Here is a 24,685-nt window from a genome sequence, read left to right as displayed (position 1 = left end):
TTCCTCTCATGTATTCTTTACCATCCTGAAAACGGCACCGCAGAAGATTAAGATCCCAAGGGCAACTCCGGGTATCCACGCTGCGACAACCAGAAGCACTGACTTGGGGACAACCGCGGCAACGACCGCCACCATAAACCCGAGAAGGACGAATACTCTCCAGGGAACCATCGGAAGTGGATCCGAGTACCCTGCGTGCGGGGAACTGATGTCGAGATACAGGAGTACTCCGAGGAGAATGTACAGAATCCACACACCCGCCTGTTGTCTTAGGGGCGGGATGCCTTCGGGGAACAGGTAGATCCCCAGGAGGAGATACATTAAGAGAAAGAGGGGAGTTATAACCACCATCTCTCTTTTTGTTGGCAGGAGGTCCCTAAGGGGTATTCTGGGGGCCTTTCGACGCCAGAGGGTCGAGGCGAGGACTATAACTCCCCATGAGATTGAGGGGGACATCAACGAGACCATCCTTGAAGGGGAGTTTATGGCCTGATTTACCGCACAAAAGAGAACGAATATCCCGAACACAACGTGGGTGGTTTTCTTGGCCTGTAAATGGTGCGAAAGCCACCTGGGTATCCCCCTGACTATCTCCTCCGAACCGGTTAGATACGTCTCTGCTATCAGAAGGGGCAGGGTGAAGGACATCAGGGGATGCCAGAGGAATATGAGAAGAAAAAGTGGTATAAGGGATATCCCAAGAATCCTCGGCTCGGCACCCCAGCTGGAGCTCCAGAGCATTTTCGTGCCGTAAGCCTCGAAGAGTCCAAAAACCTGGCCCGCTAAAAAGAGGGTGTATAAGTCGACTTTCCTCTTTCTAAAGGCTATGTACGAGAAAACAAGGATGTTCAGGGTGTAAAAGGGATACGTCACAAGGATTCCAGAAGGGGTGAAAAACGGGAAAGGTGTTGATGCCGTGACGACCTCGGCGAAATACGTTGAGAAAGCCCCAAGAATAAGCCAGAATATGTATTTGTAGTGCCGTTTTAGAGTTGCTGGAGTGGGTGATGCTTCCATTGGGACTCCCATTCCATCTCTCTATGGAGGTACTTAGGGTTTTCTTTTCGACTGGTTGGAACATCCTAAGGGAATAAAGGGGAGGATGTCCGGAAATCAGAACACCGAGTTCAGCCTGCCGCCATCGACAGGGATCATGGCGCCGTTTATGTAGCTCCCGAGATCGCTCGCGAGGAATGCAACCAGGTAGCCTATCTCCTCCGGTTCGCCGAGACGACCGAGTGGTATCGGCCTCGCGTACTCGGCGAGGGCATCCTCAACGGTCTTTCCTTCCCTCTCCGCCCGGTCATTTGCGAGCTGTATCATCCTGTCCGTCCTTATTATGCCGGGCATTATGCCGTTCACGGTTATCCCCTTCGGCCCGAGCTCCTTTGCCAGAGTCCTAACGAGACCTGCCATCGAAATCCGGACCACGTTGCTGAGCGCTATGTTTGGTATCGGCTCCCTTATCGCCACGCTCGTGGAGTAGACTATCCTGCCGAAGCCCCTCCGCTCCATGGCGGGAACGAGGGCTCTGGTGAGGTAAACGGCCGGGTAGAGGAGCAGCCTGACGGCACCTTCCCAGTCCTCCATGTCCATCTCGATGAAGTAGCCGGGCTTTGGGCCGCCTGTGGAGAAGAAGAATATGTCCGGTTCGCCGATGTTTTCAAGCTCTTTCACCGTTCTCTCCAGGTCTTCGCGCTTTGTGAGGTCGGCGACTATGTAGTGCACGTCAACGTCGCTTTCACCTTTGATTTTCTCCTTTGCCTTCCTCAGGTTCTCCTCGTTCCGTGAGAGGAGTATCACATCCGCCCCGGCCCTTGCTAGAACCCTCCCCACGCCGAAGCCTATGCCCCTGCTCGAGGCGGTTGTGAAGGCCAGCCTCCCAGAGAGGTCTACTTCCAGCATGATGACCACCGGAGAACGTTGGTTGTGGGTGTACAAAACCATTACTGGTCATTCTTGAATAGTGTAAACAGCACTGAATAGTGCCACGTGCCTATCGCAAACACCCCGATGAACTCGGGGATGGCGACCCCACGAAAGGCGCCGAAGGCCCACTTGGCCAGGACTACCTCGACGACGAATAAGGACACCGTGAGAATCCCGATATTCCTGTGGCCCTCTATCCAGAAACCAATGCCTGCTATCAGGTATCCTAAGCTCGCAGAGATGAAGAAGCCCCAGCTGACAGTGTAGTGTGGCGACGTACCTTCGGGGAACAGGCCGATGAGGGCCAGGAAAATCAGGCCAAGGGAGAAAACCGCAACACCTGCCTTTTCCAGGCCGTTTTTGAGGAGTGAAAAGAGTCCGGTAACATAGTACACACCAAGGAGGGCCGTGAGTATGAGGGAAACGTTGAGAACCCAGTTGTTGGGCAGGCCGACCCTTCCCAGGTCGCTTATGGCGTTCTCGGTGATCCTCCACCAGGAGCGGTTTATTTGGATTGCCGCACCTGTCCCACAGAGGGCAATTAGGGGAGAGATGACACCGGCCCAGAACTGGCTCTTCTTCATTCCTCCTCACCCTTCATAGAAAATCTGGTAGTGCTGGACGTACTTCTCCTTTTCCAGCAGGAAGTCCTCGTCCTCGGGGTAGTACTTCGCTATCTCGGGGTTTTCTCCGGCGAACTTCTTGATGGACTCGATGGAGTCCCATATCGTGACGAGGAGAAAGTGGGCGATCTTCCCCTCATCTTTCCGCGTGAAGTAGATTTTTAAGAGGCCATCAACGGAGCTGTAATCTGGCACAGCTCGTTCGATGAGAAACTTTTCGTATTCGTTCGCCCTTTCAACAGGTACCCTTCCGTGCCAGAGCCTCATAACGGCCATGGAATCACCTTGACAACACTTTTGTCTTGCTCCTATTAAAAACTACCCAAAAGGCCTCATGCCGTTAGTGCCCATCCAGCGCTCTTCACGAGGCTTGAGACTGCAACAATGCTCGCAAAAGCCCAGAGAACCATGACAATTGAAAGCCCAAATGCGGGCAGTACGAATGTTTTTATTGATGTAGAGACACCTGAGGAGATTATAAAGATTCCTGCCAGTACTCCGAGTTTCTTAAGTCTCGGTCGACATTCAGAGAGTTCAATCCCCTCATACTCCCGGGCCTTCGTAAGGGCACGGTATAGAAGGGAAAACGTGAGGGCATAAAGTGCCCATACTGGAATCTGGGCGGCTAAAGCAGGGAGTGCTTCCCTCCTGAGCAGGGACCCGAAGATTACGTAGTACGCAATGAGTACCAGAATCAGGGGCCTTAGCTCCCTACGGTTGGGCAGGAGTTCAAGCATGTCGTTGTTTCTGCCGTTAAAACGCTCCATCCAGAGATATATCAGGAGAATCAGGAACGCTGAGGAGGAAAACGTCGATAGAAACGAGTGGAGGAAAGACGGAGCGTTCGAGGATTCCACTATGCCCAGGAGCATGGCCGTGAGGTAGGGGTGTTTGAGAACGAAACTTGGGAGCACCTTTCTCCCGGAAGTTAGGAGTTCCGCGATGCCGAGGGGGATTATGAAGGACATGAAGGGATGCCAGAAGAGCACTATGACGAGGACTTCGAGGACACCTATTCCCCCCACTTTGAATATTGAACCCCATTCGGGATTCCATACGACCTTGGTTATGTACGCCTCATAGAGGCCGAAGAGAATTCCTGCCAGGTAGAGGGTCTCAAACCGGGGCTTCCCGAAGCGGTAAACGATCCCGGCGAGAACCAATGTGTGCAGGCCGTACAGGGGCAGGAGGGAGATTATTCCCCAGGGCGTGAAATACGGGTAGAGGTACGATGCCACGGTTACCTCCGCAAAGAACACGGAGAGCGAGGCCAGCAGGAACCAGAAGAAGTATCTGTAATTCAGCCGCATTGTTTGTCCCCAGAAGGGTACGTTGTATGTGAATTTAAGGGTTGTGAAGAAAAGAAAGCTCACCATTCACCTCTGCCCTTACCGTGACCACCTCCAGACCTGAAGACCGCGGTCGTGAGCTTTCCCGAAAGGAAAGCCCTGACGGCCTCCTCAACGGTCAATGTGGGGGGTGCGGAGATGAGCTTTATCCCCGCAGCCTGAAGAACTGCGGCCGAATTCGGCCCAAAATGGCCAGAGATGACGACTTCCACTCCCATGTCGATGCAGAACTGCGCCGCTGTGACTCCAGCCCCCCTTGATTGGCTGTAGCCGGGGTTCTCGACCACTTGAACGCTGACTATCTGGTCATTCTCAACATCCACCAGGGTAAACTTGGGGGCCCTTCCAAAGGCCTGGTTGACACTATCGTTTAGACCCCCTTTCTCGGTTGAGATGATTATCCTCATCGCCACACCTCCGCGAAAATTAGGAAAACCGAACTTAAAAAGTTTGCATAAGCCCAAAAATAGGTTAAAAAGGCCTCACCACCACCCATGCCAGCGTGCCCTCCCCTTCGGCTGGCCGGTCCGCGGGCAGTAGCCGGGCTGGGCCCCCCAACCCCTGCCCCCTCCACGGCCCCAACCGCGTCCTCTTCCACCTCTTCCGCGGCTCCCGGGGCCGTAGCCGTAGGTTGGGTACGAACCGTACGCAGGGGAGGGAGTGGGTGCAGCCGGTGCTGGTGCCGTGAACTTCCCAAGGCTTCCGCTGGTGGCTGCCTTTATGGCCTCCTCAACCGGAGTTCCCGGTGCTGCCTGATAAACCTGTACGCCGGCGGCCTGGAGGGCACCGAGGGCATTTGGCCCCACCTGTGGAACCACCACGGCATCGACGCCCTCATTGATGAGCGTCTGAACCACCCTCGGACCGGCTCCGCCTCCTGCCATTGTTGCACTGTTCTGGATTATCTTTTCGCCGGTTACGTTTCCCTTCTCGTCAACGTTCGCTATGTAGAACGCGGGGGCGCGTGCGAACAGGGGTGCAACCGTGTCGTTGAGCCCTCCCCCGTTGGTTGGAATTGCGATCTTCATCCTCACCACCTCTCGTCCTTTTGGTATTTTGTGCATATGCACAGTATTTAAATCTTTCGGTCGCCCTAATGGCGGTCTGTTCTTACTATGGTTGAATATGATGCCAGAACTTTGAACAGGTACGGGTCGAATAAGTCAAGTGAATACCTACCGCGGTTATTCTTCGAAATTGGTCATAGTTGGGAACTTCTACCCGGAGGTCATCAGGAAGGGTGAACCTCTCGCCGAGGAGGTTGCCCTTAAGATAAGCAGGATAACCGTCTTCGTCATAGGTATCCTCGCGGCTGTCCTGGCGTACTTCGCGAAGGACATAATATTCTGGTTCATGCTCTTCGCCTGGGGAGGTCTGGGAGCCTCAATAGGGCCAGCATTGATACTCTCGCTCTACTGGAAGAGGACGACCAAGTGGGGCGTCGTCGCGGGGATGGTTGTGGGAACCCTGACCACCATCATCTGGGAGCTCTACCTCAAGGCCAGCACCGGCATCTACGAGTTCGTCCCGGCCTTTGCCTTTGCCCTGCTGGCGACAGTCATGGTCAGCATAATCACCAAGACCACCGAGAACGTCGATGAAATAATGGAAGCCATGGAGTGAGCTTTCTCTTCTTTTTCTGTGCTGTGGAAGCGTGAATGCGTTTCAGGCCTTCTTTGCTTGAACCTGTGCCACAGATCGTCGAAGTCCTCAACGACCCTCTGGAGGGCGAGCTGGAGATCTCTGGTTCTGGTAAAGAAGACCACCTTGTCTGTACGGTCCCGAATCCTGATGGAATTGGGCCCCATCTTGAAGGCATCTATGAGGTGTTCATCGTCTTCCATCCCAAATGCCGCATTAAGGCAGCGCTTTTTCACCATCTGGCATCACCGTTTTGAGCATATGCACAAACTTTAAAAATCTTTAGGCCGGCCTAATTCCTGGAGGTGAGAGCTTGCAGATAGCGGTGAGCGGTGGAAAGGGGGGCACCGGAAAGTCAACCGTCGCGGTCAACCTTGCGATAGCTCTGAGTGACCATTACGACCTCGTCCTGGCGGACCTCGACGTCGAGGCCCCGAACGACCACCTCCTCCTCGGAGTGGGACTGGCCAACGAAGAGCCCGTCGAGATGTTCATGCCGCGTTTTGACTACCAGAAGTGCACCCGGTGCAGGAAGTGTGCCGAAGTCTGCGAGGAGCACGCCATAGTCACCATGAGGGACGGCACACCTTTCCTGATGCCGAACCTCTGCTCGGGCTGTGGGGCCTGCGATATAGTCTGCCCGGTTCTGGGGGCCATTCTGCCGGGCAAGAAGCTGATGGGACACACTTACCTCGCCGAGACGCTCTACGGCTTCCCGCTCGTCACGGGAAGGCTCCTTGAGGGTGAGGAAAGGGCGATGCCGGTTGTTTCGCGGGCAAAGAGGCGCGCCCGGGAGCTTGGGAAGGAGCTTTTGATGGTTGACACCGCCGCCGGGACGAGCAACACGGTCTCGAAGGCCATTGAGGACTCAAGGCTCATCATAGCCGTCACCGAGCCAACTCCCCTCGGCATTCACGACGGCGAGCTGATACTCAGGCTGGCGAAACTGATGGGAATCCCTGCGGTGGTGGTTGTGAACCGCTCTGACCTCGGCGACGTGGGTAAGGTGCGCGAGATAGCGGAGAGGTACGGGGCGGAAGTGATAGCCGAGATCCCCTACAGCGAGAACATCATAAGGAGCTACATCGAGGGTAGGCCTGTAGTTCTGACGGACTACCCTGAGGCGGACATTTTCAGGGAGATGGCCTCCAGGGTCGCTGAGTTTCTCGGAGGTGGTGAGTGATGCAGCTGGTCATAGCGAGCGGCAAGGGGGGCGTTGGGAAAAGCACCGTTACCGCTTCGCTCCTCTACCTGCTGAAGGACGAGTACAGGTTTGTTGCCGTCGATGCCGATGCAGACGCGCCGAACCTCGACCTGCTCCTCGGGGTGGATCGCTGGGAGGCTGAAAAGGAACTCGCTGGTGCCAAGGTGGCGCGCATAAACACCGGGAGCTGCGTGCGGTGCGGCATCTGTCAGGAGCGCTGTCCCTACGACTGCATCAGGGTGGTTGGCGGAGATTACATCGTAAACGAGCTGACATGTGAGGGCTGCAACGTCTGCGGTCTTGTCTGTCCGGTTCAGGGTACGATAACGCTGGAGGAAGTCCGCTCAGGCGTGGTGAGGAAGACGACCACCCGCTACGGTTTCCCGCTGATTTCGGCCCAGCTTGACGTCGGAAGGCCCAACAGCGGGAAGCTGGTCACCGAGGAGAAGGAGTGGGCGAAGAAGCTGATGGGCGAGCTTGGCCTGGAGCACATGATAGTGGACAGCGCCGCTGGGATAGGCTGCCAGGTCGTAGCCAGCCTCGGCGGTGCCGACGCTGCGGTGCTCATCGCGGAGCCCACACCGGCATCGCTGAGTGACGTCCAGCGCGCTTACAGGGTCGTCCAGCACTTCAGGCAGCCGGCCTACCTCATAATCAACAAGGCCGACATCAACCCGGGCTTCACAGGGCTTGGGGAGTGGGCGGAAAGTGAGGGTATCCCAATCCTCGGGGAGATACCCTACGACCGGGCCGTTCCGAGGAGCATGGGCATGCTCAGGCCATTCGTGGAGGCCTTCCCCGATTCAAAGGCCGCGGGGGCGATGAGGGAAATAGCGGAGCGGGTAAAAGATGAGATCCTGAAATGACTACTACGGATTTCCAAGGGGAAGGTTTGTTCTTTCCCCGTTCACCACCACCGCAACCCTCATGGAGATTGGGAGGCTTTCACTCTCATTCACCGTCTTGTTGAAGACCACCACGAAGGAACCGTATGGGCCCTTTGCCCAGATCCCAACTGAGTTTTCGTTGTCGATTCCAGTGGGAATGAACGCCCCCCTTCCATCCCCCTCACAGGAGTTTATCCCTTCTCCGTTTTCAGCGCGCTGCCAGCACCTCCAGGCTATCTCACCGGTAGTCTTGACGATGCTGAGGTTCTTTGGATAGAAGAGGGAGATGCCTTCGACCCTGTCCACAGTTGCAGGGTTTGAAAGGTAGTACAGGAACACCATAGCCTTTCCCTCTATCTCCGTGTAGATCATACCGTAAAGGACATCGAAGTCCCTGAAGTCGGGGGTGATTTCTCTAATCGGGGGAACGGCCAGATAGGATTTTTCCATATACCACCCCGAAGAGCCGCTGACCGTCTTGGAACAGTTGGCGAAGGAGTAGGCATATCTCTGGTAGATCCTCCCTATTTTTCCGTCCTCGGCCAGTTCCTGCAAAACCGCAAGGGGGTAGTTGGGGTCGAGCGAGGCGTTGAACGAGCTTCTCAGAACACTTACGAGGCTCTCGGTTCCGTTAACCTCATCCGCCCACATTTCAACGTTTATCGGATTGACGTAGGGGCATATCGTGTAAGTTATGTGGTCGGGCTTTTGGGGGTTTTCACCGGGATTCCGGAGGTCTGAGAAGGATACGACGAGTCCTGCTATGACAACGAGGGCCATTCCAACAACCAGCAGCTTTCCTAGGTTCATACCAACCACATAATTTCATCTTACGTACGGTAAATAAAGTTTTCGTTCTCGTAGTAATCGCCGACCCAAACCTTAAAAGCCCCGCCGTGTAGTCCCTCCGGTGGTGTAAATGGCCGAGACAAACGAGCAGCTTGAAAGGCTCGCTTACGAGTATCAGCTCCTTCAGGCCCAGGCACAGCTCCTGGCCCAGAACCTCGAACTGCTCACCCTTGGGCGGAACGAGTTTCAGGCGGTCAAGGAAACGCTGGAAGAGCTCAAGAAGGTCGAGGAGGAAAAGCCGGAGATTCTGGTGCCCATCGGTGCGGGCTCATTCCTGAAGGCAAGGATAGAGGACAAGGAGAACGCGATAGTCAGCGTTGGAGCTGGATATGCCATCGAAAAGAACCTCGACGAGGCTATAGCGTACCTCGACGCCCGTATAAAGGAGTACGAAGAGGCCATAGCCAGGACCCAGGAGGCCCTCAGGAAGCTTGAGGGACAGCTGGGAGAACTGGCCCAGAAGGCGCAGGAGCTTCAGCAGAGGCAGGCGATGGGCTTCAGTGTTAAGAGATGACCTTCTCCAAAATTTTTCGGGTCTGAACATCGAAATCTTGAGATAATATTTTAAACTTTTTATCCCACAGTACGTTTTAGTATGTTGGGGAAACTCAGGATAACTTCAATCATGCTGGTTTTAACCCTGCTTCTCGGAACCTTGGGGTTAGCCGTACCCACGATCACTGTGAATGTCCAGGAAATTGGAACTGGAACCAACAGGCTTGTGAGCCCGGTTTGGGAGGGAAGGTACACACTGTGGCAGTCGGGTACCGACGTTGTTGCCGTGGAGTTGATACTGACCGCTGACATGCCTGCTGGCACGGTTATATACGTCACGCTGAAAAACTCCTCTGGTGTTGTTGTTTCAAACGGCACCCTGGTCGTTGGCTCTGGGGGCATCCCCGCAGGAACGCCCTTCAACGTTACCGTGACTCCCGTTAACTCTGCATGGGTGGATCCAACACAGACCGAAGTTGTGATCCTGTCCTCGGAGTACTACGGGGACACTTCCGGCCCGGTTTTTGTGAACACTCAAAAGCTTGGGATCGGGACTTACGACGGCAGCTACTCCCGCCCCATAACCGTCTATGGAAGCTCCGTTTTCCTGGATTACTACCCAATACGGATGTTGTTTATATCGTCCAATCCCTCTTTCCCGTGGGACTCGCTTTATTTCACGAACACCACTGGGAGCTGCCTGTATTACTGGAAGGAGTTCAACGGGACGTTCGTCAATTCCGATGGGAGAACCTACTCCTGGGCGGTGTTCTGGGTAAACGTCACAAACATTCCAGCCAATTCGAATGAGACTATTTTTGTGAACTACCTGGGAACCGGGAACCCGTGCTCGGCCTACGTGAATCCCAGCAGGGTATTCTTGTTCTACGACAACTTTACCAGTCTTGCCAACTGGCAGGTGGGGGGCACCCCAACCCTCTCCGGAGGAGAGCTCCAGCTTGATAGGGGAGACTGGATACTGAGTACGAGGAGCTTTCCGGTGCCCTATTCCGTCGAGGTTTTTACGAACCTTGCCTATGACGATGGAACTCCCTACGATACAAGGGGAGGGGGGTTCTTCTCCTGGGTCTATTCACTGGGGCCGTTTGTCCTCCCCTATGTGGATTCCGCCGGTTCTGGAGCCGGTGAGGGAATAGGAACGGAATACCTGAACTGGGCGGGCACCTTGATCCCGTGGAGTCAGCAGGATGGGCTGGTTCAGGCGGATGCGAGCGCTCCAATCACAACGCTGAACTGGAACTATGGGAACAGCAATCCAGCGTACATTATGGGGCAGTGGGAAATCCTCAATGCGACGGTAACCTCTACGTCCGTTGACTTCTCACAGGTTCTGTTCCTGACGTGGAACGGTGCCAACTGGGTTCTCTCAGCCACTCCCTCCACGGGCATACCCGCGTACACCCAGAGCACGAGTTCCTACACCATAACGGTGACATCCGACGGCAGGGTACTCCTCGGCCAGTGGAGCGGCGGACCCACACGCGTGGACTTTGTCTTTGTGAGGAAGTACGTTTCTCCCGAACCCACGTACACCCTCGGAAACGTTTACTACCACCTCACCTTCGTTCCGGAGCCGCTTACCGCATCAGCAACCGGAGCCTCGGTTGCCTCAACGGGCATTCCTACGATAGCATCTATCGGAAAATCTGCCCCGGTCTCTCTGCCGATCGAAGGTCAGAACCCCGGCGGAAAGACCATTCCACAGCTTCAGAACAGGACCAGTGAAGAGACTGCGTCGAACAACACCAGCGTCTCGGAGAGAATTAAAGAACTGGCGAGGGCTGCGAACCTGACCCTTAGCGATGATGGTCCGTAGCGTACCACTCCACCGTTTTTTTCAGGCCATCCTCAAGCGAGAACTCCGGCTCGAACCCGAGCTTTCTTATCTCCCCTATATCGGCGAGGCTGTGCCGTATGTCGCCGGGTCTCGGCTTGTCGAATATGATCGAGGTATTTGCCCCCGTTATCTCGATTATCTTCATCGCCAGCTCAAGGACGCTCGTTTGCTTTCCGGTGGCGACGTTGAAGACCCTTCCGTTGCTCCGTCTGCTCTCGGCCACCAGGAGGTTGGCCCTTACAACGTCCTTCACGTAGATGAAGTCCCTCGTCTGCTTTCCGTCCCCGTAAATCACGAGGGGCTCATTCTTCAGCGCGCGGTTGATGAAGATGCTGATAACACCCGCGTACTGGTTGAAGCCCTGCCTGGGACCGAAGACGTTGAAGTACCTCAGCGCGACAACTGGAATGCCGTACAGCTCGTGAAAGACACGCAGATACTCCTCGGCAGCAACCTTGGTCAGGCCGTAGGGCGAGAGGGGTTTTGGTCTCTCTGTTTCCTTTAACGGGAGGTTCGGATTGTCCCCGTACACGGCCGCGGATGATGCGAAGATGAGCTTTCCGTGCCCATCGAGCAGTGCCCTCAGGATGTTGATCGTGCCGATGACGTTCACTTCCTCCGTGAAAACCGGATCCCTTATGCTTTCAACGACACTGACCTGGGCTGCCTCATGAAAGACGTAATCCGCGTGGCCTATCAGCTCGGCTATGGCCGAGTAGTCTCTGATGTCGGCTTTAACGAGCTTCGCTCCCGGCGGGACGTTCTCCTCCTTTCCGGTGTAGAGGTTGTCTATTATGACCACCTCGTTGTCCTTGACCAGCTCCCAGGCTATGTGGGAGCCTATGAAGCCGGCCCCTCCGGTGACGACCACGAGCTTGTTTCTCATTGCTACCCCCGTTGGTAGTGTTTGCCACAGGTTTTAACCTTTTGCGGGGTCAGCCTCCAGTTTTTCGACTGATTCCTGTTAAATTCGAAACCGTTATAAGCCTCCTATTGACTTAAATCTGGGTAAGGAGCCATGCCGAGCTACATCGTTGTTGGCGGTCAGTGGGGAGACGAGGGCAAGGGCTCTGTTATCGCCTACCTTGCCCTGAAGGACGGTCCTGAAATCATAGCCCGCGGTGGGGTGGGAACGAACGCAGGGCACAGCGTTTTTATCAACGGTAAAAAGTACGCGGTGAGACAGCTGCCGACTGCCTTCATCCAGAGAAATGCAAGACTTCTCGTTGGTGCGGGGGTTCTTGTTGATCCGGGGGTTTTCTTCCACGAACTTGAGCACCTCTGGGAATTCAACGTCGCCGAGAGGGTGGGCATCGATTACCGCTGTTCCATAATCGAGGATGAACACAAGAAGCTCGACAGGAGCAGCAGCCACCTCCACGACAGGATAGGCACGACTGGGAGCGGCTGCGGACCGGCAAACGCAGACAGGGTCATGAGGCGGGCGAGGCTTGCAAAGGACGTCCCCGAGCTTGAGCCATACCTGACGGACGTTGCCCGGGAAGTTAACGATGCCCTCGACGAGGGAAAGCTAGTGCTCATTGAGGGGACTCAGGGCTTTGGGCTGAGCCTCTACTACGGAACCTATCCATACGTGACCTCAAAGGATACGACAGCCTCTGCCATAGCGAGTGACGTTGGGATTGGCCCGACGAGGGTTGACGACGTCATTGTCGTCTTCAAGAGCTTTCCAACGAGAGTCGGGACCGGCCCGTTCCCCACGGAGATGAGTCAGGAAGAGGCGGAAAAGCTGGGCCTTGTCGAGTACGGGACGGTAACCGGAAGGAGAAGGAGGGTCGGATGGTTTGACTTCGAGTTTGCCCGCTATTCTGCGAGGCTCAACGGTGCAACGATGCTCGCCCTAACGATGCTCGACAAGTACGACAGGGAGGCCTTCGGGGTTACCGACTACGACAAACTGCCGAGGAAGGCCAGGGAGTTTGTTGAAGAGATTGAAGAACGCGTTGGCGTCCCGGTTGGGCTCATCAAGACCGGGCCGGAGCTTGAACATATAATAGACAGAAGGGAAGTTATCTGACGTCCCCGTTCCTGGACTCCCCTCTTTCCTCTTCTTCCAGTCTGACTTCGATGGGGTAGGCCGGGGTTTCTGATGGCCTCAGCCTTACCGTGAACCGCCCGTGCCCCATGGCCGTGGCAGTGAGGCCGAGGGTTTTCAGGATGTTGTCGACGCTCAAACTGCCATACGGACAGAATATAACCGTGCTCTCCTCAGGGAGCAGGGGATACTCGAACCTCCCCACCGAGGAATCGGCTATTTTAATGCTGACTTCCGGACTTTCGGGAGCGCTCAGTAGGATCTCCACCTTTCCCCTCTGGCCCGGCGGCGTGTAGAACCTCCCGAGCAGGCTCTTTCCCCTGCCCTCTATCTCGACGTCCACGTATCCGCCGGAAGTTGAAGCGGTGAGGAGCCTTTTGCCGATGACTCTGCCCTCCTGAGTCATGAAGAGCACCACCGTCCCATCGTACGGGTGGGTCAGGACTCTCACCGCCGGAAAGCTGGCGAATCCCCTTCCAATGGTTGAACATAGCTTGAACTCCCCGCGGGGGAATTCGAGGGTCGATGACTTTCCTCTTTCCAGGACTTGGAATTTTTTGGCTGAACGCCTCTTTTCGGATCTGTGGATGGTAATCCTCCCGTACTCGAATTCGAGCTCATCGGGGAACACCAGTCGGGCCCCCTTAAATGTGCAGGCCTCTGCGAGCATGGCCGCCCTCTTGGGCGCCTCCCTCATCTTCCCCAGACAGAACATCATGAGACCGATCACTATCAGGGCAAAGACGAGGTACATGGACACCCCTATGAACGCCTCCCGGGATGCCCCGCCGCTGGCGAGTGTCAGAAGGATCAGGGCGATAACTGAAACGAAGAGAACCAGAAACGCCGTGATTAGCCGGGCAAGGAATTTTGTCTCATACGCCTCCAGCACCACCGTCCTCATCGGCATCATCTTCGCTCGCTGTGGACCGAGAGTGCTCGACAAACCAGCGGACTATCACCTCGTGGAACTCGTCCGCCCATTCCGGATCCTCGAATATCTCATGGTATGCCCCCTCGAATTCCCTTATCTCCCTGTCCTCGACGGTGAGTTCCTTGAAAAGTCTCCTGGAGCCCTCGGGCGGTGTTATGACGTCCCCCGTGCCGACGATGAGCAGTATGGGGACATTTATTCTTTTGGCCTCCCTGTGCGCCAGCTCCATGTTTTCAAAGATGCTCCTCCCCAGTCTCGCCGAAATCCTGTCGTGAACGAGGGGGTCGTCGATGTATCTCCTTACCGCCTCGGGATTCCGGGAGAGAAGCTTTGGGTCGAGGCCGTTGGACATGGTTATCCCCGGGGCTATTTTTCCGAGGAACTTTGCCAGGGCCACCATGAACGAGGGCGTCTTTGGGCTTCTGGCGAGGGCGGGTGATGAGGCCACGACCCCCCTTACTTTGTCGGCCCTTGTTTCCGCGTACCTTATTACGGCCAGGCCTCCGAGGCTGTGGCCGAAGAGGAAGGGTTTTTCTCCGATTTCCTCGATGAGGGCGTCTATTATCTCCATGGCCTCCTCAACGCTCGCGTGCCCCCTCTTACCGGGACTTTTCCCGTGTCCAGGCCAGTCAAAGGTGTAGACGGCGAAACCTGCATCGTTCAGCATGTGGATAAGTCTCTCATACCTTCCGCTGTGTTCCCCGAGACCGTGGACGAGAACTACCCAGCCCCTTTCGGGGATTCCAAACTTGGCTCTGTGGACTTCCACGCTCACACCTCCAGCCAGAGCCGTTTGAGGGGGAACCTCTCAAATTTATTGTCCTCACTAACTATGGCCTGAAGGCCGTTGTTCTGTATTACGGCCGCGTGGAGGGCATCTGAGGCTTTTGTAGAACTCGTCGATGGACGTTTCGTAGTTTGGGTCGCTGCTGCTCAGGGCCAGGTAGATAGAGAGGTTCGTGTCCAGAAAGAGCTTCATTCCTCAATCCCCACGCCTTGTTGAACTCGTCTTTGAGGCTGATTCCCTTGAGTTCCCCCGGTTTTGGCTTTCTCTTTGGGTTTATTTTCTTCCTCTCCTCCCTGATTTTTCTGAGGAGTTCCTCCCCTTCTATGAGCCCGCGTATCACCAGCCCTTTCTCCGTCGGCTCGACTATAACCTCTCCACCTTCCTTTATGCCGTATGCTTCTCTGAAAACCTTTGGAATGACTATCTGGCCCTTCGGGCCGACCTTCAGGCGGATACTAACCAAAGGTATCACCTAGTATAACCTTGAGTTTGACCGGTAAAAACCTTGCGGAGAATTGGAAAAATTCATGAGGAGAACGGGCTCTCCTTTATCCTCTCATTGGCGAAGCGGAGTAGCTTTTCGACGTCTTCCCTGATGGTCTCCGGTTCGGGCTTCATAAGCACGTAGAACACGTTCGTCTTGGGCGTAAGCGAGATGTGCTTCACGTTGTGCGGTTTTGGCAGGCTCTCGAGCAGTGCCTTCAGGTTTTCAACGTCCCTCCTCTTCTCGAACAGGGCCTCGTACTTCCTGTCCCCCACCTCAATTATCTCTTTCTGAAGGAGGGGCTCGTTCTCTATGTCGGGCCTCATACGGTAGTAGCCCTTCTGGATGAGGTGTGCCTCACGCTTTATCTGGGCAAAGGGCTTGATGACCACGTAGAGCTTGTCGTGCCTGCTCGTGAGAAGTGCTATCGGGAAGTAGAACAGGCTCTGCCTGGGGAGAAGGGTCAGGGTGTACTCAAACTTTCTGATGTTGTCTCTGTTGACCTTGTACACTGCCCTGAACCCTATGTAGCCGCCGAGCCATACGTAATCCTTGTCCTCCGGTTTGACGACTTCCTCGATGGACTGAAGGTAGTGGTACATGAGCTGGATATTCCACTTTCTGCCCTTGTAGAACTGTATCGACGCCAGCGCCGCGAGCACCATTATTCCCAGCAATATTCCCGACGTCAGCTCCATTATTAGACCTCCATATCTTCGTCTAAGGGATAGTACCTCTGCAGAGTGGTGTCATCAACTATCTCGAAGTATTCCAGCTTATCACCTAAAACCTTTACCATGTCCCTCACAATTCTGGCCTGAATCGGCCAGTTGACGGCCATGGCAAAGGGATGCGGGGGGATGTTCCGGGCGAAGGCGACGTATATCGTGGTCTTCTCCTCCTCCACGACCACCTTTGTTACGAGGCCCTCGCTGACTATGTCCACGTTAGTGAACGGGTTTTCAACGCCCCTGAGGAGTTCCAGCACATCCTCAACCCTCAATGACCATGCCCCCGAGCCTTTCGAGCCACTCCATTCCGCGGGGTTCCTCGGCGAACATGGGCACTTTGACTATCTCAACCTTCTGGAACTTCTTTTCGATTTCTTCAAGAACCTTTCTCTGGGCGTCCAGCTTGACCCTTATTTCCGGTATTTCCCTCTCGACTGTTATCACCTTGTTTACCACTATCATGTTGAGCGGGATCTTGAATTTTTTGAGGCTCTGGTAGGCCCTTTCAGTTTCGTACAGTGGGAGCATCTCGGGGTTCATCACAGCCACGACCGAGGTTTTCTTGGGGTCTGTTATCACTTTCTCGACGAACATCACCTCCCTCCGGTATTCCAGGAGCTCCCTCATCACGGGGTCTTCCTCTTCCTCCTTTGGAAGGGTGAACTCCTCCCCCTCCAGCTGGAACTTACGGTCGCCGTGGACCTTGGCTATCATCCTCCTCCGCTCGAGTATCTTCTTCCTTATCTCGATGAGCTTGTCGGCCCAGATCAGGGATATCCTGGGCAGGGCCAGAACACGGAGTGTTAGACCCGTCGGGGGCGTGTCAAAGACTATCACGTCCCACTTCTCCCCTTCAAGGAGTATGTTCCTGACGGCCTCCAGGGTGGCGTACTCCTCTATTCCAGGGGAGAAGCTGAGAACCTCAAAGTACTTCTCCAGGTTTATCACGGTCAAATAGCGGTACATGTGCTTAAGGTTGTCCTCCAGATGCTTTAGATAGCCCTTTATGAGCTTCTCCATGTCAAGTTCACTCGCGTAGAGGTTCTCTCCCAGTTCCCTCGGCTTGTCTGAGAGCTTTACCATGAAAACGTCGCCGAGGTTGTGTGCCGGGTCTAAGGACACTATGAGCGTCCTGTATCCTCTCTTCGCGAGGGCCGTTGCCAGGGCGGCGCTGGTTGTGGTCTTGCCGACACCGCCTTTCCCTATCACAAAAACAGCCCGAAATCCTTCCTTTGGAAGCAGGAACTCCCTCATGCTACCACCTCAGTCTATGTCGAACATTCCCGCTATCTCCCCGAAGATGTCGTCCAGGTTGATCGCCCTCTGCTGCATTACGTGCATCTCCTTTATCATGTGGGGCATCAGTCTGACCACCAATGTGGTGGGCGGCGAGGGTATTCCGACGAACGAGCCCATGAGTATGAGTGCGAACACGTTCTCAAGCTCTCTCTCCTCGAATTCGATGTACTCGGTGGACTGCTCCTTGAAGGAGCCTCCGAACCCCTTCAGGAAAGCCCGTATGTCCTCAAGTATTTTTCTGGTCATTTTGGTTCCTCCTCACACACCTATCCATCCGGTCTTCATGGAGACTTCCTTGGTGCTCTTCTCCTCCATCACGTATATTTCCCTTATGACGTAGGGGAGCAGTCTGAAGCTCAGCTCCGTCGGCGGGTGGGGGAGACCTATGTAGTCCCCAAACAGGATGAGCGCAAATATGTTCTCAAGCTCCTCTTCCTCCCATTTAATACCCTGGATGTAATACAGCTCGAACCCCTTGTGAAACTCCCAAAGCACCCTCAGGGGCAGTGAAAGCACCGAGAATACCTTCCTGAGCACCTTTCTCATGTTCATCCCTCAAAAATTTGGTAAAAAAAGAAAAACATCACGAAGCGGCGGCATACTCCTCCGCTGGTTTCTTCCAGGCCGCGTAGAAGTCAAAGACCAGCATGAGGTTCAGGAGTATGCCGACCAGGGTTATGAAGCCAACCGCGTACCTTGTTCCGACGTCACCGATTCCCGGAACGACAACGGCCAGGAACCATACCAGTGCGGCGCTCACCGTTATCCACAGGAACAGTGCGGGGATCAGGACGGCGTAGCTCCACTTGCCCGCCTGCTGTATCTTGGTCACCCACAGTGCGCCGGTCATCATTGCTATACTCGCCAGCATCTGGTTCATACCGCTGAAGGCAGGCCAGAGGATGAGCCACTGGTTACCCCACGCGAGCCACATTCCGACAAGGGCGAGCACGAAGGAGGCAAGCCACTTGTTGGAAATGGCCTTCCCTATGCCCTCCGTGGTGTCCATGAGCATTCCGACAACTTCCTGCCAGGCAAAGCGGCCGAGCCTGGTCGCTGTGTCAAGGGTGGTCAGGGCGAATGCCGAGACCCAGAGGCTTGCAAAGACAGCACCGGTCTTGAACGGTATTCCGAAGGCGTCCTGCAGGCCGTATGCGTAGCTCTTGGCGAATATTCCAACCTTACCTATCTCTCCCGCGACCTTGGGGGCGTAGATTGAAGCCCAGTTGGCGGCGTTTATATCGATTCCAGCATCGGCAAAGACCTTGATTCCATAGACCGCTATCGATGCTATGACCACGGTTGAGAGGAAGCCCTCGGTGAACATTCCGCCGTAGCCGACCATGAGGCCGTGAAGCTCGTTGTCAAGCTGCTTTGAGGTGGTTCCTGAACCGACGATGGAGTGGAATCCGCTGAGTGAACCGCACGCGATGACGAGCGGTATTGTTGGCCAGAACGGTGAAGGCTTCCCTCCAACGACGCTTGCCGACCAGCTGGTGTAGGCAGGGGCGGTGAAGGTTCCCTTAGAACCGAGGATTGCGAAGGCAACGCCTCCGAGGATCAGGCCGAACCACAGGATGTATGCGTTCAGGTAGTCCCTTGGCTGTAGCAGCACCCATACGGGCAGCGATGCCGCGATTATGATGTAGACGAAGAGGAATACGTTCCACTGGTGGTATGAGGCCTGTATCGGGTACTTGAAGCCGAGCCAGACTGATATCACCAGGAGTATGAGGCCGACGATGGTGGCACCTGCGAAGTGGAGGCTCGTCTTGTACATCAGATAGCCGACTATAACTGCAGAGATGAGGAACAGTATTGAGGCTGTCGCGGCTTCGGGGGTCTTGGTGAAGATTCCGGCGATGACTGACATGAAGGCGGCTATAACGAGGAGCAGGGCGAACAGTATGTAGAACTCAAAGGCTATTCCTGTCCTCCTTGTCATGAGCTTTCCTGCTATCCACTGGACGGATTTACCATCGTAGCGAACCGATGACATCAGGGCAAGGTAGTCGTGGACGGCACCAATGAAGACGTTTCCGAACCAGACCCAGAGGAGTCCTGGCAGCCAGCCCCAGGCCATTGCCAGCGCCGGACCGACGATTGGCCCAGCACCTGCTATTGATGCAAAGTGGTGGCCGTAGAGAACCAGCGGGTGGGCCGGGACGTAGTCGACACCGTCGTAGAGCTTGTGGGCCGGTGTGGGCCTGCCCGAATCAGCCCTGACGACCTTGTTCTGAAGGCTCTTTCCGTAGGTAAAGTACATCCCCAGATAGATTGCAGCCGCTATTAAGATAACTACAGCGGAGTTCATGGTTGCACCTCCAGGTAGATTTTCGGGATAATGTATGATTGTGTCGATTTAAATGCCTTTCGGCAAAAAGCTGAAACTTTTTCGTTTTTTAACTAAGAGTTTCAAACTTCTCCTATACAGGCGGAAAAAACCTGTTAGATGGAGAGTTATAATAAATAAGGAAGGAGAATGCTTTTTTACTCAAGCTGCACGAGTGTTTGTCCGGTGTCGACGGTGTCGCCTTCTTTGACTAGGATTTTCTTTACGACTCCGTCTTTTGGCGCTGGTATTTCGTTCTCCATCTTCATCGCTTCGAGGATTACTAACCCTTGACCGGTTTTGACCTGCTCGCCCTCCCTCACGAGAACCCTCAAAACCTTACCCGGCATTGGCGCAGTGACGACACCCTCACCGGCAACCGGAGCCGGAGGCGCAGGGACTCCCTGAACTGGGGTTGTTGGGGCAGTCTGCGCGGCTGGCGCCGGTGCTGGAGGGGAAACCTCGGCTGGAGTTGGCCTTGATGTCCCGACGCTGCCGGCGCTCACCGTCTGGGGCAGGTACTTCAGCGCGCTCAGGTCGACACCTTCAACGCCGACCTCGAACTCGACGCCATTGACGTAAAGCTTGAACCTCTGAACCGTCGGCGGGAATTTTGGCTTCCTTGTGCCCTTCTTTCTCCTCTTGAAGAACTCAAGCGCCACCTGGGGGAAGAGGCAGTAGGTCAGAACGTCCTCCTCTTTCTCAAGGTATCCCAGCTCTTCAAGTTTTTTCCTGCACCCATCGAGCTGGTGCTCCAGCAGACTTCCGGGCCGGACGGTTATTGGCTCCTCATCCCCGAGAACCTTCGCCTTCAGCTCGGGGTTTATCTCCCCCGGCGGTCTTCCGTAGAGCCCCCTGATGTATTTCTTGACCTCCTCGGTTATGCGCTCGTACCTTCCGAAGAGCACGTTGAGGACAGCCTGGGTTCCCACTATCTGGCTCGTGGGGGTTACCAGCGGCGGCCAGCCGAGATCCTCCCTAACGCGCGGAATCTCGTTCAGAACCTCATCGAGCTTGTCCAGCGCCTTCATCTCCTTAAGCTGGGCTATGAGGTTGGAGTACATGCCCCCCGGGACCTGATATTTGAGGACGTAGGGATTCACCATCAGCGCTTCCTTGGACAGCATTCCGGAGTATTTCTCCTCCAAAAGCCTCTTCATGTAGCGCGAGACCTCGTGGATCACCTCCCTGTCCAGGTGGCCGCCAACGGCCTCCGGCAGGGCGTGCCATATCGTCTGTATCCCCGGCTGGGCTGTCCCAAAGGCCAGCGGGCTTATCGCCGTGTCTATGTAGTCTGCGCCCGCTTCCACAGCCTTCAGGTAGGTGGCGACCGCCATCCCCGTGGTCGAGTGCGTGTGGACGTTGACGGGGACACCGTAGGTTTCCTTTATCTCGCTCACCAGTTCATAGGCCTTCCAGGGCGTGAGCAGGGCAGCCATGTCCTTTATCGTTATCACGTCAACGTCAAGCCCCAGGAGCTCTTCGACTTTTTTCATGTAGTATTCGAGGGTGAACACCTTCCCGGTCGTGTAGGCTATCGCCCCCTGAACCTCCGCCCCCACTTCCTTCGCCTTCCTTATCGCCACCTCCATGTTTCTTATGTCGTTTAGGGCATCGAAAACCCTGAAGATGTCGATTCCATTCTTGTGGGCCAGTTCAACGAACTTCTCGACCACGTCGTCGGGATAGTGCCTGTAGCCAACGACGTTCTGCCCCCGGAGAAGCATCTGGAGTTTCGTCTTTCTGATGTGCTCCCTCAGCAGGCGAAGCCTCTCCCAGGGGTCTTCGTTGAGGTAGCGGATGCAGACGTCGAAGGTCGCCCCTCCCCAGACTTCCATCGAGTAGAAGCCTATCCTGTCCATCTTCTCAGCTATCGCCAGCATGTCCTCCGTCTGCAGGCGCGTTGCTATAAGTGACTGGTGCGCGTCCCTAAACGTGGTGTCGATGATTTCGACCCTTGCCATGTCGCTCCCTCCTTACAAGGTATATCGGGAAGATAAGCGGGGCGGTATAAAAGCCTAACGACGTTAGGAGAAGCCGAGTCCGTCAATTGACGAAAGTAAAGTCAGAAAAGTGGGGGCTCAAATAAGCCCTTCTGCCTTCGCGGCCTCCTCTGGCTCCTCGTTGCGGTGGATGACCCTTATTAGGGCCTTTATGAGGGGCTCGGGGTTCTCGCGCTGGAAGATGTTTCTGCCGACGACGGCCCCGGCTCCGCCTGCCTCGACGACATCGTAGACGACCTTCAGGAAGTCGAGCGGGTTCTCGGTCTTTGCTCCTCCGCTCAGGAGAACCGGAACCCCAGCGGCGGCATCAACGACCTTTGCGAAGGTCTCCCTTGAACCCGTCCAGTAGGTCTTTATCATGTCCGCACCGCTCTCGACGGCCGCCCTTGCCCCGTACATTACAACCCGGTAGTCCTCTTTCTTTCCATACTTCTCGTTGATGTAGGGGCCCCTCGGGTAGGCGAACTGAACCACCGGAAAGCCGAGGTCGTGGGCGTAGCTCGCTATTTCAGCGAACTGGCGCATCATGGCGTCCTCCTGCGGTGAGCCCCAGTAGACGGTCGCCGCTACCGCATCGGCACCGAGCTTTACAGCGTCTTCGACAAAGCCCAGCTGGCTCTGGAGGAGCTGGTCGTCCCTCGGCCTGAGTTCGGTCTTGCTGGTGAGCTTTATCATGAGCCCCACGCTGGGCTTGAGCTCGCCGCCGGCGATTCTTGCCAGGCCGGGGAGCATCATGACGCCGTCCACACCGGCCCTGATGACCTTCCTGAGGATTATCCTCGGGTTGACGTGCTCCCAGTGCTCCTCGAAGTCGGTCGGGCCGTGCTCGAAGCCGTGATCCATGGCGAATATAAGCGCCCTTCCGTCCCTCCGGAAGAACCTCCCAATCCTGCGCTTAATGCCAACGTTCTGGTACGCATCCATACTAATCACCTGGAGTGATATACTCTCCAAGGATTTAAGGTTTTCCTTGACAGAAACCTGTTTAAGGCGGGGGTCGAGTTTCTGGTGGTGGTTGGATGGAAAGAAAGAACCGGGTCGTTGGTATCAGGGTCATCGACCTCGATGAGGTGGATTCGACGAACGAATACGCCAAGAGAATCGCCCCAGAGGTTCCCGAGGGCACGGTCGTTGTTGCAAAAAGGCAGACTGCCGGAAGGGGCAGGAGAGGGCGCTCGTGGGCCTCCCCAGAGGGGGGTCTCTGGTTGAGTGTGATTCTCAAGCCCCCGCGGCTCGACGGGAGGCTCGTTTTCGTGGGGGCCTTGGCGGTCTCGGACACCCTGGCTGACTTTGGGATTCCCTCCGGAATAAAGTGGCCAAACGACGTCTGGGCTGGAGGCAAAAAGATCTCCGGTGTGCTCACCGAGGGAAAGGCTGGGGAATACACCGTCCTGGGCATTGGTCTAAACGTCAACAATCCACTCCCGGAAGAGCTGAGAGAAAGCGCAACTGCGATGGTGAACTTCATTGGTGCAAGGGTGCCACTGGAACGGGTTCTTGAGAGGCTTCTCTTCCATCTGGACGGCTGGTATAGGGTCTTTCTTGAGAGGCCAGAGCTCATGATGGCCAAAGTCCGCGAGAGAACTTTTATCCTCGGGAGGATCGTCAGGGTCGTTGAGGACGATAATGTTCTTATAGGGCGTGCAGTGGACGTTTTAGATGACGGATCACTTCTGCTCGACATTGGCGGACAGTTAAGGAGGGTTCTGTACGGTGATGTTTCGTTAAGATTTCTTTAGCATATTTGTCATTTTGCCATAATTTTACCCAGAAAGTTAATATATTATCAGATGTCTATGTCTTCTGCTGATGCCCAGATTTGATTAAATGGGGGGTATCCGATGGGAAAGGGTCTGCTTAGAGCATATCTGGACATACCCGTGCTTCAAAAGATTCTTGCCGGCTTGATTCTTGGTATTGTTGCCGGAATACTGCTGCCGGGCTATGCAGGCACTCTCAAGCCTCTTGGCGACCTGTTCATCCGCCTGCTGAAGATGCTAGTGATGCCCATCATACTGTTCTCACTGATAGTCGGTGCCGCCAGCATCAACCCAGCGAGGCTTGGAAGGGTCGGCGTCAAGATAATCCTCTACTATCTGGCCACCTCGGCCTTCGCAGTGTTCTTCGGCCTTCTGATGGGCAACATCTTCAAGCCGGGCAGCGGAATAGAGCTGGGAACCGGTGCAGGAAAAGCAATACAGGCAGAGGCACCTTCTCTCGTTCAAACGCTCCTCAACATAGTGCCCACCAACCCGTTTGCGGCCTTCTCAAACGGTCAGGTGCTGCCCACGATATTCTTCGCCATAGTCTTTGGAATAGCCATCAGCTACCTCATGAACAGCAAGGACGAGAGGCTCAGAACGGCCTCCGAAACCCTCTACAAGGTTGTTGATGCCGCCGCCGAGGCGATGTACAAGATAGTTGCCGGCGTCATGCAGTACGCGCCCATAGGTGTCTTTGCCCTCATCTACTACGTCGTCGGCACTTTTGGACCCAACGTGGCTGGGCCCCTGGTCAAGGTCGTGGTTGCCGTTTACCTCGGCCTCATACTCCAGATAGTCTTGGTATACGGGCTCCTCCTGAGGGTCTTCGGCATCGACCTCATCAAGTTCCTCAAGAAGGCCAAGGATGCCATGATTACGGCTTTCGTTACAAGGAGCTCCAGCGGAACCCTGCCGGTCACCATGCGCGTTGCCGAGGAGGAGATGGGCGTTGACAGGGGAATATTCTCCTTCACGCTGCCCCTCGGTGCGACGATAAACATGGATGGAACCGCGCTCTACCAGGGCGTCACGGTTCTCTTCGTGGCCTATGCAATCGGCCAGCCGCTGACCCTTGAGCAGCAGCTGATCGTTATACTCACAGCAGTGCTGGCGTCCATTGGAACCGCCGGCGTTCCCGGAGCGGGTGCGATAATGCTCGCCATGGTGCTCCAGAGCGTCGGTCTCGAGCTGACCGAGGGAAGCCCCGTCGCCCTTGCCTACGCCATGATACTCGGCATTGACGCCATCCTCGACATGGGCAGGACCATGGTCAACGTCACCGGCGACCTTACAGGAACGACCATAGTGGCCAAAACGGAGGGCGAGGTGGACCTCTCCAAGTGGGAGAAGTGACTTTTGGTTCTTTCTGCTTTTTCTTTGCCTTTTGTCAGGTTTTTCTTTCCCTACTTCTGAGATAAAGTTAAATACTCCAACGTGGCGCTAGTTACCAGTACAGATGGA

Annotated in this window: 29 protein-coding genes; 9 read left to right on the top strand and 20 right to left on the bottom strand. The window is 55.3% G+C overall.

All coding sequences use genetic code 11. The features are described from left to right. Positions 1 to 6: 6 nt before the first annotated feature. The 7 genes from ACZ5M3_RS02835 to ACZ5M3_RS02805 form a co-directional block, all read right to left on the bottom strand. Positions 7 to 1,017: a hypothetical protein gene (locus ACZ5M3_RS02835; protein ID WP_464840193.1), complete on the bottom strand. Its 1,011-nt coding sequence runs from the start codon at positions 1,015 to 1,017 to the stop codon at positions 7 to 9. Positions 1,018 to 1,113: 96 nt separating this feature from the next. After that, positions 1,114 to 1,905 carry an SDR family oxidoreductase gene (locus ACZ5M3_RS02830; protein WP_464840192.1) on the bottom strand — a complete coding sequence of 264 codons (792 nt, stop codon included), beginning with the start codon at positions 1,903 to 1,905 and terminating at the stop codon, positions 1,114 to 1,116. A gap of 41 nt (positions 1,906 to 1,946) precedes the next feature. Beyond that, positions 1,947 to 2,513, bottom strand: coding sequence for a DUF998 domain-containing protein (locus ACZ5M3_RS02825; RefSeq protein ID WP_464840191.1), 567 nt, complete (start codon positions 2,511 to 2,513; stop codon positions 1,947 to 1,949). Positions 2,514 to 2,519: 6 nt separating this feature from the next. Beyond that, positions 2,520 to 2,828 (bottom strand): antibiotic biosynthesis monooxygenase, encoded by a 309-nt coding sequence (locus ACZ5M3_RS02820; RefSeq protein ID WP_464840190.1) that lies wholly within the window; start codon positions 2,826 to 2,828, stop codon positions 2,520 to 2,522. A gap of 56 nt (positions 2,829 to 2,884) precedes the next feature. Continuing rightward, a complete protein-coding gene (locus ACZ5M3_RS02815) occupies positions 2,885 to 3,928 on the bottom strand; it encodes a hypothetical protein (protein WP_464840189.1) in 1,044 nt (347 codons plus the stop codon). Beyond that, complete coding sequence (locus ACZ5M3_RS02810) at positions 3,922 to 4,308, bottom strand: NifB/NifX family molybdenum-iron cluster-binding protein (protein WP_464841052.1); 387 nt, start codon at positions 4,306 to 4,308, stop codon at positions 3,922 to 3,924. Before ACZ5M3_RS02810 ends, ACZ5M3_RS02815 begins: the two co-directional genes overlap by 7 nt. A 75-nt stretch (positions 4,309 to 4,383) precedes the next feature. Next, on the bottom strand, positions 4,384 to 4,929 hold the full coding sequence (locus tag ACZ5M3_RS02805; protein ID WP_464841051.1) for a NifB/NifX family molybdenum-iron cluster-binding protein: 546 nt from the start codon (positions 4,927 to 4,929) through the stop codon (positions 4,384 to 4,386). 139 nt (positions 4,930 to 5,068) lie between these two features. On the opposite strand from ACZ5M3_RS02805, the gene ACZ5M3_RS02800 reads away from it, so the two are divergent. Genes ACZ5M3_RS02800 through ACZ5M3_RS02785 form a run of 4 tightly spaced genes read left to right on the top strand, consistent with a single transcriptional unit; the run spans position 5,069 to position 7,612 of the window. Next, entirely contained in the window at positions 5,069 to 5,524 is a 456-nt protein-coding gene (locus tag ACZ5M3_RS02800) for a sodium:solute symporter family transporter (protein WP_464840188.1), read from the top strand. A 35-nt stretch (positions 5,525 to 5,559) separates the two neighbouring features. Then, positions 5,560 to 5,799 carry a hypothetical protein gene (locus ACZ5M3_RS02795; protein ID WP_464840187.1) on the top strand — a complete coding sequence of 80 codons (240 nt, stop codon included), beginning with the start codon at positions 5,560 to 5,562 and terminating at the stop codon, positions 5,797 to 5,799. 56 nt (positions 5,800 to 5,855) lie between these two features. After that, entirely contained in the window at positions 5,856 to 6,725 is an 870-nt protein-coding gene (locus ACZ5M3_RS02790) for a nucleotide-binding protein (protein ID WP_464840186.1), read from the top strand. Then, positions 6,725 to 7,612, top strand: coding sequence for a nucleotide-binding protein (locus tag ACZ5M3_RS02785; RefSeq protein WP_464840185.1), 888 nt, complete (start codon positions 6,725 to 6,727; stop codon positions 7,610 to 7,612). The genes ACZ5M3_RS02790 and ACZ5M3_RS02785 overlap by 1 nt, the downstream gene beginning before the upstream one ends. A gap of 3 nt (positions 7,613 to 7,615) precedes the next feature. Here the strand turns inward: ACZ5M3_RS02785 and ACZ5M3_RS02780 are convergent, their stop codons facing one another. Further along, positions 7,616 to 8,452, bottom strand: a complete 837-nt coding sequence (locus ACZ5M3_RS02780; protein ID WP_464840184.1) for a hypothetical protein — start codon at positions 8,450 to 8,452, stop codon at positions 7,616 to 7,618. A gap of 100 nt (positions 8,453 to 8,552) precedes the next feature. Between ACZ5M3_RS02780 and pfdA the strand changes: the two genes are divergently transcribed. After that, positions 8,553 to 8,996: a prefoldin subunit alpha gene (gene pfdA / locus ACZ5M3_RS02775; protein WP_464840183.1), complete on the top strand. Its 444-nt coding sequence runs from the start codon at positions 8,553 to 8,555 to the stop codon at positions 8,994 to 8,996. Between the two features lie 81 nt (positions 8,997 to 9,077). After that, positions 9,078 to 10,814: a DUF2341 domain-containing protein gene (locus tag ACZ5M3_RS02770; RefSeq protein ID WP_464840182.1), complete on the top strand. Its 1,737-nt coding sequence runs from the start codon at positions 9,078 to 9,080 to the stop codon at positions 10,812 to 10,814. On the opposite strand, the gene ACZ5M3_RS02765 is transcribed toward ACZ5M3_RS02770, so the two are convergent. Next, positions 10,795 to 11,721 carry an SDR family oxidoreductase gene (locus ACZ5M3_RS02765; protein ID WP_464840181.1) on the bottom strand — a complete coding sequence of 309 codons (927 nt, stop codon included), beginning with the start codon at positions 11,719 to 11,721 and terminating at the stop codon, positions 10,795 to 10,797. The two genes, ACZ5M3_RS02770 and ACZ5M3_RS02765, sit on opposite strands and share 20 nt — an antisense overlap. Before the next feature lie 132 nt (positions 11,722 to 11,853). Here ACZ5M3_RS02765 and ACZ5M3_RS02760 point away from each other — a divergent pair, with 132 nt between their 5' ends. Then, on the top strand, positions 11,854 to 12,873 hold the full coding sequence (locus ACZ5M3_RS02760; RefSeq protein WP_464840180.1) for an adenylosuccinate synthetase: 1,020 nt from the start codon (positions 11,854 to 11,856) through the stop codon (positions 12,871 to 12,873). Here the strand turns inward: ACZ5M3_RS02760 and ACZ5M3_RS02755 are convergent. The 11 genes from ACZ5M3_RS02755 to fba all read right to left on the bottom strand — a co-directional run bounded on the left by ACZ5M3_RS02755 (position 12,866) and on the right by fba (position 22,385). Continuing rightward, a complete protein-coding gene (locus tag ACZ5M3_RS02755; protein ID WP_464840179.1) occupies positions 12,866 to 13,801 on the bottom strand; it encodes a hypothetical protein in 936 nt (311 codons plus the stop codon). The genes ACZ5M3_RS02760 and ACZ5M3_RS02755 overlap by 8 nt on opposite strands. Next, a complete protein-coding gene (locus tag ACZ5M3_RS02750) occupies positions 13,767 to 14,594 on the bottom strand; it encodes an alpha/beta hydrolase (RefSeq protein WP_464840178.1) in 828 nt (275 codons plus the stop codon). The genes ACZ5M3_RS02755 and ACZ5M3_RS02750 overlap by 35 nt, the downstream gene beginning before the upstream one ends. An 88-nt stretch (positions 14,595 to 14,682) precedes the next feature. Further along, complete coding sequence (locus ACZ5M3_RS02745; protein WP_464840177.1) at positions 14,683 to 15,075, bottom strand: AbrB/MazE/SpoVT family DNA-binding domain-containing protein; 393 nt, start codon at positions 15,073 to 15,075, stop codon at positions 14,683 to 14,685. A 62-nt stretch (positions 15,076 to 15,137) separates the two neighbouring features. Continuing rightward, positions 15,138 to 15,794 carry a hypothetical protein gene (locus ACZ5M3_RS02740; protein WP_464840176.1) on the bottom strand — a complete coding sequence of 219 codons (657 nt, stop codon included), beginning with the start codon at positions 15,792 to 15,794 and terminating at the stop codon, positions 15,138 to 15,140. A gap of 2 nt (positions 15,795 to 15,796) precedes the next feature. Continuing rightward, entirely contained in the window at positions 15,797 to 16,099 is a 303-nt protein-coding gene (locus tag ACZ5M3_RS02735; RefSeq protein ID WP_464840175.1) for an iron-sulfur cluster assembly protein, read from the bottom strand. Further along, positions 16,089 to 17,081 carry an ArsA family ATPase gene (locus ACZ5M3_RS02730; protein WP_464840174.1) on the bottom strand — a complete coding sequence of 331 codons (993 nt, stop codon included), beginning with the start codon at positions 17,079 to 17,081 and terminating at the stop codon, positions 16,089 to 16,091. Before ACZ5M3_RS02730 ends, ACZ5M3_RS02735 begins: the two co-directional genes overlap by 11 nt. 9 nt (positions 17,082 to 17,090) lie before the next feature. Continuing rightward, positions 17,091 to 17,372, bottom strand: coding sequence for a DUF7990 family protein (locus tag ACZ5M3_RS02725; RefSeq protein WP_464840173.1), 282 nt, complete (start codon positions 17,370 to 17,372; stop codon positions 17,091 to 17,093). A 12-nt stretch (positions 17,373 to 17,384) separates the two neighbouring features. After that, on the bottom strand, positions 17,385 to 17,672 hold the full coding sequence (locus ACZ5M3_RS02720; protein ID WP_464840172.1) for a DUF7990 family protein: 288 nt from the start codon (positions 17,670 to 17,672) through the stop codon (positions 17,385 to 17,387). A 37-nt stretch (positions 17,673 to 17,709) separates the two neighbouring features. Next, positions 17,710 to 19,440, bottom strand: a complete 1,731-nt coding sequence (locus ACZ5M3_RS02715) for a carbon starvation CstA family protein (protein ID WP_464840171.1) — start codon at positions 19,438 to 19,440, stop codon at positions 17,710 to 17,712. Between the two features lie 176 nt (positions 19,441 to 19,616). Then, positions 19,617 to 21,422 (bottom strand): pyruvate/oxaloacetate carboxyltransferase, encoded by a 1,806-nt coding sequence (locus ACZ5M3_RS02710; RefSeq protein ID WP_464840170.1) that lies wholly within the window; start codon positions 21,420 to 21,422, stop codon positions 19,617 to 19,619. A gap of 117 nt (positions 21,423 to 21,539) precedes the next feature. Then, positions 21,540 to 22,385: a class I fructose-bisphosphate aldolase gene (fba, locus tag ACZ5M3_RS02705; protein WP_464841050.1), complete on the bottom strand. Its 846-nt coding sequence runs from the start codon at positions 22,383 to 22,385 to the stop codon at positions 21,540 to 21,542. A gap of 95 nt (positions 22,386 to 22,480) precedes the next feature. Here fba and ACZ5M3_RS02700 point away from each other — a divergent pair, with 95 nt between their 5' ends. Together ACZ5M3_RS02700 and ACZ5M3_RS02695 are read left to right on the top strand one after the other, a co-directional pair. Beyond that, positions 22,481 to 23,200 (top strand): biotin--[acetyl-CoA-carboxylase] ligase, encoded by a 720-nt coding sequence (locus ACZ5M3_RS02700; protein ID WP_464840169.1) that lies wholly within the window; start codon positions 22,481 to 22,483, stop codon positions 23,198 to 23,200. A 102-nt stretch (positions 23,201 to 23,302) separates the two neighbouring features. Continuing rightward, the gene (locus ACZ5M3_RS02695; RefSeq protein WP_464840168.1) at positions 23,303 to 24,577 is read left to right on the top strand and encodes a dicarboxylate/amino acid:cation symporter; all 1,275 of its coding nucleotides are present in this window, start codon (positions 23,303 to 23,305) and stop codon (positions 24,575 to 24,577) included. The last annotated feature ends 108 nt before the right edge of the window (positions 24,578 to 24,685 follow it).

This window comes from Thermococcus coalescens (genome assembly GCF_055392585.1).
This window is presented reverse-complemented; position numbering and strand designations above follow the sequence as displayed.

Bases quoted from the DNA above. Each gene is read 5' to 3' on its own strand.
- ACZ5M3_RS02835 (WP_464840193.1), bottom strand. From the start codon at position 1,017: ATGGAAGCATCACCCACTCCAGCAACTCTAAAACGGCACTACAAATAC.
- ACZ5M3_RS02830 (WP_464840192.1), bottom strand. From the start codon at position 1,905: ATGCTGGAAGTAGACCTCTCTGGGAGGCTGGCCTTCACAACCGCCTCG.
- ACZ5M3_RS02825 (WP_464840191.1), bottom strand. From the start codon at position 2,513: ATGAAGAAGAGCCAGTTCTGGGCCGGTGTCATCTCTCCCCTAATTGCC.
- ACZ5M3_RS02820 (WP_464840190.1), bottom strand. From the start codon at position 2,828: ATGGCCGTTATGAGGCTCTGGCACGGAAGGGTACCTGTTGAAAGGGCG.
- ACZ5M3_RS02815 (WP_464840189.1), bottom strand. From the start codon at position 3,928: ATGGTGAGCTTTCTTTTCTTCACAACCCTTAAATTCACATACAACGTA.
- ACZ5M3_RS02810 (WP_464841052.1), bottom strand. From the start codon at position 4,308: ATGAGGATAATCATCTCAACCGAGAAAGGGGGTCTAAACGATAGTGTC.
- ACZ5M3_RS02805 (WP_464841051.1), bottom strand. From the start codon at position 4,929: ATGAAGATCGCAATTCCAACCAACGGGGGAGGGCTCAACGACACGGTT.
- ACZ5M3_RS02795 (WP_464840187.1), top strand. From the start codon at position 5,560: ATGCGTTTCAGGCCTTCTTTGCTTGAACCTGTGCCACAGATCGTCGAA.
- ACZ5M3_RS02785 (WP_464840185.1), top strand. From the start codon at position 6,725: ATGCAGCTGGTCATAGCGAGCGGCAAGGGGGGCGTTGGGAAAAGCACC.
- pfdA (WP_464840183.1), top strand. From the start codon at position 8,553: ATGGCCGAGACAAACGAGCAGCTTGAAAGGCTCGCTTACGAGTATCAG.
- ACZ5M3_RS02770 (WP_464840182.1), top strand. From the start codon at position 9,078: ATGTTGGGGAAACTCAGGATAACTTCAATCATGCTGGTTTTAACCCTG.
- ACZ5M3_RS02765 (WP_464840181.1), bottom strand. From the start codon at position 11,721: ATGAGAAACAAGCTCGTGGTCGTCACCGGAGGGGCCGGCTTCATAGGC.
- ACZ5M3_RS02760 (WP_464840180.1), top strand. From the start codon at position 11,854: ATGCCGAGCTACATCGTTGTTGGCGGTCAGTGGGGAGACGAGGGCAAG.
- ACZ5M3_RS02755 (WP_464840179.1), bottom strand. From the start codon at position 13,801: ATGCCGATGAGGACGGTGGTGCTGGAGGCGTATGAGACAAAATTCCTT.
- ACZ5M3_RS02740 (WP_464840176.1), bottom strand. From the start codon at position 15,794: ATGGAGCTGACGTCGGGAATATTGCTGGGAATAATGGTGCTCGCGGCG.
- ACZ5M3_RS02730 (WP_464840174.1), bottom strand. From the start codon at position 17,081: ATGAGGGAGTTCCTGCTTCCAAAGGAAGGATTTCGGGCTGTTTTTGTG.
- ACZ5M3_RS02725 (WP_464840173.1), bottom strand. From the start codon at position 17,372: ATGACCAGAAAAATACTTGAGGACATACGGGCTTTCCTGAAGGGGTTC.
- ACZ5M3_RS02720 (WP_464840172.1), bottom strand. From the start codon at position 17,672: ATGAGAAAGGTGCTCAGGAAGGTATTCTCGGTGCTTTCACTGCCCCTG.
- ACZ5M3_RS02715 (WP_464840171.1), bottom strand. From the start codon at position 19,440: ATGAACTCCGCTGTAGTTATCTTAATAGCGGCTGCAATCTATCTGGGG.
- ACZ5M3_RS02710 (WP_464840170.1), bottom strand. From the start codon at position 21,422: ATGGCAAGGGTCGAAATCATCGACACCACGTTTAGGGACGCGCACCAG.
- fba (WP_464841050.1), bottom strand. From the start codon at position 22,385: ATGGATGCGTACCAGAACGTTGGCATTAAGCGCAGGATTGGGAGGTTC.
- ACZ5M3_RS02700 (WP_464840169.1), top strand. From the start codon at position 22,481: ATGGAAAGAAAGAACCGGGTCGTTGGTATCAGGGTCATCGACCTCGAT.
- ACZ5M3_RS02695 (WP_464840168.1), top strand. From the start codon at position 23,303: ATGGGAAAGGGTCTGCTTAGAGCATATCTGGACATACCCGTGCTTCAA.